This is a genomic window from Mycobacterium sp., from assembly GCF_052144515.1.
GTDB lineage: Bacteria > Actinomycetota > Actinomycetes > Mycobacteriales > Mycobacteriaceae > Mycobacterium.
Map to the genome: position 1 here is coordinate 1 of NZ_JBKQQD010000520.1, position 3,825 is coordinate 3,825.

Genomic DNA, 3,825 nt, shown 5'->3' on the forward strand with positions numbered 1-3,825 from the left:
GATCCCAGCGAGCCTGGATCAAGGCTCTGGGTGCTAGCCTTCTCGAACGGAAATCGCGGGCAGACCAGACGAAGGAACCGGGAAAGGCCGCCGATACGGTGCACGAGTTCATAGGGGTCGGTGACGCTTCGATGATCCTTTGCCCAACGCCGTGTTGAGGATGATCACCACCGCACTCAAGAAAACTGATCGCAGGAGGTGGGCGGACCCCGACAGTCTCTATGCGTCCTGGGAACCGCGGAACAAGCAGGTTGCCGCGCTTGTGCCCAAGAACAGTCGTGTGATTGAGTTCGGGGCCGGCAAGCGGGTCCTCGAGCGTCATCTCGACCCGTCGTGCACCTACGTGCCATCTGACGTCGTCGACCGCGGGCCGGGAACGATCCTTTGTGACCTGAATGAGAGGCCTCTTCCGGCCCTCGGATCAGACGTTTACGACGTTGCCGTACTCAGCGGGGTGCTCGAATACGTGCGCGATGTCCCCTCCATGCTTGATTGGTTGACGACGCAGGTCGCGGTCTGCGTCCTGACGTACGCCCCCGCAAAAGCCAGTGGCTATTCGCCGCGCGCCCTCGTCGACAGGGTTAGTCGCCTGAGGCACGGTTGGATGAACAACTATCGGGAAGAGCAGCTTCGGTCACTCTTCCGCGAACGCGGTTTCGAGCTGGTGCGAAGCGAGGACTGGGAAGAGCAACGCTTGTTTGTCTTTTCGCAGCGCCCAACGATCACCTGACCCGGCCACGACGACGCCGCCCGGCCCGCTCCGAGCCAAAGTAGTCCCCCTCGAGCGTAGATCAACTAGGCTTTTATGTCGTCAAGGCGGTACCGCCCGCACTTCACCGAGGAGCACTAGAGATGCTGGCGTTCATCACGACCTTGCGTCACCCGCAGAACGCCGCCAACTAAGACCGCGTCGAGGCGCTGCTGCAAGACACCCTGGTGTCGCTCACCCAGCAAACCTGCGACGACTACATGGTGATCAACGTCGGCAATCGCCGACCGGCGTTCCCGCTGCCGGGGGGCGTCGTCTTCGTCGAAGTCGACTTCCCGCCGCCCTCCGACCTCAAGGGTCCCCGCACCGGCCCGGCGTCAGTAATCTGGGACAAGGGCACCAAAAACGCCGTCGGTCTCCTCGCAGCACGCGACTTCGGGCCGGAATACGTGATGTTCGTTGATGCGGACGACTTCGTCCACCGAGATCTTGCGGCATTCGTGCACGCTCGTCCTGGCCATGCCGGGTGGGTGGTCAAGCGAGGGTTGATGTATTCGCGCAGGAGAAACGCGTACAAGCGGTTGAGGAATTTCTACCGATTCTGCGGGACGTCGTTCATCATCCCCTTCGAGGCGTACGACGTTCCTGCCCAGCTGACCGTATCCGTGACACAGCAGGAGATTGCCGCGGCCTTCGGAGAGCGACTCGAACACGTGCTGGAACACGGATGGGCCTTCGACTGGTGGCGAAACCACGGTCGCATTCTCGAGCCTCTGGCGTTCCCGGGCGCCGTCTACCAGGTCGAGAACGGCGAAAATCATTCCGACAATGCGCTTTTCGGGCCTGGCCGGCCATACCGCTCTCACCTGCTTCGCGACTTCGCCATTCACCCCTCGAAGTCGCCGGCCTCGACGCTGTGGGCTTCCTTCGGGCCGGCCGCGCTCAAGCCGGACCTCAGACTTCCGCGGCCGGCGGTTATGCAACCCAAGTCGTACCTGCAGAACTATCGGCCGCCCGGAGACGCGGTGGTCCCCTTGCCATGACCAGCGCCCACCTGCATCGACGGCTAACCGACGTCGACCTCTAATCTAGGCTCTGCCTGCTAATTAGCTACCCAGCGAGGACCATGCCCGAGGAACTACCGGTCGTTGCGGCCATTCCGAACTACAACATGGGCGAGCAATTGCGCAGGCTGCTCCCCCAGGTACTGGCGCAGCACTACGACGCGGTCTTCGTGCTCGATGACGCCTCCACCGACGACAGTGCCGACGTGGTAGGTGAGTTCGGCGACGAAGTGAAATTCGTACGCAGCCGCGAAAACCGGGGCGCGGGAGCCAATCGCAACCAGATCATCGACCAGGTTGCAGACGGGGCTCTGATCCACTTCATCGACGCCGACATGGACTTGGAGACTCCCGAGACCCCGGCCGTTGCAAGGGAAGTCGCCGCACGTTATGCCGATCGAGGGGTCGGGATGATCGGCGGGTTGGTCACCTTCGCCGACGGCCGCCAGGAGTGGTGTAACCACGGCGCCGTGCTCTCGGTGTGGGGAAATGGCACGGGGACGCTACAATTTTCGATCGACCGACTGAGGGGAAGACCGCGGCTGGCCGGCGGTATTCGACGAGTGGTTGCGCCGGCCGTGGGCGATTGGCCCAACACACTTGAACCTCCGGTGCCATCGCCCGCCTACTGGGTTCATGAAGGAAATATGCTCGTCTATTCGACGATATTCAGGTCGATTGGCGGGTTTGACCCGGCGCTACGGGCACAAGAGATTCAGGAACTGTCGATCCGCCTCGAGAAGAGGGGCATCAAGAGACAGTTCGATCCCAGCATCAGCGTGGTCCATCACCATATTGACGTCAGGGGCAAAAACCGTAGTAAATGGGAGAACCACGCGACGCGCTATATGATCCGCAAGCACGGACTATACCGTTTTCTCACCGACCACTAGTTGATGCCAACAGCGGGAACCCCGGTGGCCGGCCCCGCGGCTTCCGTCGGGTTCGCAATGACCGCTGCTTCCAAGTTGGCCAGCCACAGGTACAGCCCTATGTCGGACGCGATGGGCTGGCCGAACGCATTCATAAGCCCCGCAACGGGTTGACCGTTGACCGCTTGCAACAGGCCGTCCAGGAACAGGTTGACGTCATAGGACGGAATGCTGATCACGGCGGCGGTGAGGATATCCGCAGTCGGATAGGCAAGGGAGTAGACGTCCGACGCCACACCGGACACCGTGTTCGCGAGGTTTGTGACCACGGTTCCCAAAGCGGCAGGGCTAGGGTTGGCTATAAGGGCCGACAACCCCGGCGCCAGAGCCAAAGGGTTGGCTATAAGGGCCGACAACCCCGTCGCCGAGCCCGTCGCCGCGCTCGCCCCGCTCGTTGTCCCCAACAATGGGCCTAGCAGCGACGTCAGCGAACTGGACGGATGTTCTAGCAGTGAGGCCAGCGAACTGAGCGTCGGCAACGTCACCGGGTTCGGTCCCGTGCCGGTGAAATCGCCGATGAAGTTCTGCATGCCCAGCTGAGCTCCGCTTTGTAAGAGCCCGGGAAGCTCCTGGAAGGCGCTGAGGGGCGGCAGTAGCCCGGCCTGAGTGGGCACGTTGGCCGGCGAGGTGGACCAGCCGTACAACGGGTCGCCGTAGCCCAGGTTCACCAAATACGTCAGGTCGGGCTGTAGCAGGTCGGCGATGGGGTTCCCGATAATCGGAATGCCGCGGATCGGGTTCAACAGCGGCAGGTCGGTGGCGGGGATCATGTAATAGTTTGTGAGGCTGTTCGGGGTACCCAGCGCAGCCGAGCCCGGCAATAGAATGGCCGAATTCAGCTCTTGCGGCGTCAAAACGTGGTAGTAGAAGTGGTTCAGGCTCGTAATGGCGTTGAGGTCGGAAAGGATGTCGAGCGGGTACCGCGGGAAGTCGGCCCAGCTGTCGTATTCGATCGTCACCATCGTGGTCGGGTAGGCATTAGAGGGCGTCGCACCGTAGAAGTCCAGACCAATGCTTTGGAACTGCAGACCCGCGAAGCGTTCGAAGAACCCGCCGTTCGGATTCATCGGATTTCCGACTATGTAGAAATTAACCAGCGAAGGCGATACGCCCTCCGCCT

At 61.8% G+C, this 3,825-nt stretch carries 4 protein-coding genes; 3 read left to right on the plus strand and 1 reads right to left on the minus strand.

The features are described from left to right. Positions 1-160 precede the first annotated feature (160 nt). From ACLP9N_RS35345 to ACLP9N_RS35355, 3 genes are all read left to right on the plus strand, one after another. A complete protein-coding gene (locus ACLP9N_RS35345) occupies positions 161-730 on the plus strand; it encodes a class I SAM-dependent methyltransferase (RefSeq protein ID WP_442411760.1) in 570 nt (189 codons plus the stop codon). A 206-nt stretch (positions 731-936) separates the two neighbouring features. Next, positions 937-1,752, plus strand: coding sequence for a glycosyltransferase family A protein (locus tag ACLP9N_RS35350; RefSeq protein WP_442411761.1), 816 nt, complete (start codon positions 937-939; stop codon positions 1,750-1,752). Positions 1,753-1,835: 83 nt separating this feature from the next. Then, on the plus strand, positions 1,836-2,666 hold the full coding sequence (locus tag ACLP9N_RS35355; RefSeq protein ID WP_442411762.1) for a glycosyltransferase family 2 protein: 831 nt from the start codon (positions 1,836-1,838) through the stop codon (positions 2,664-2,666). Here ACLP9N_RS35355 and ACLP9N_RS35360 read toward each other — a convergent pair. Then, the coding region (locus ACLP9N_RS35360) for a PE-PPE domain-containing protein (RefSeq protein ID WP_442411763.1) at positions 2,663-3,825 on the minus strand (1,163 nt) is incomplete at its 5' end. The genes ACLP9N_RS35355 and ACLP9N_RS35360 overlap by 4 nt on opposite strands.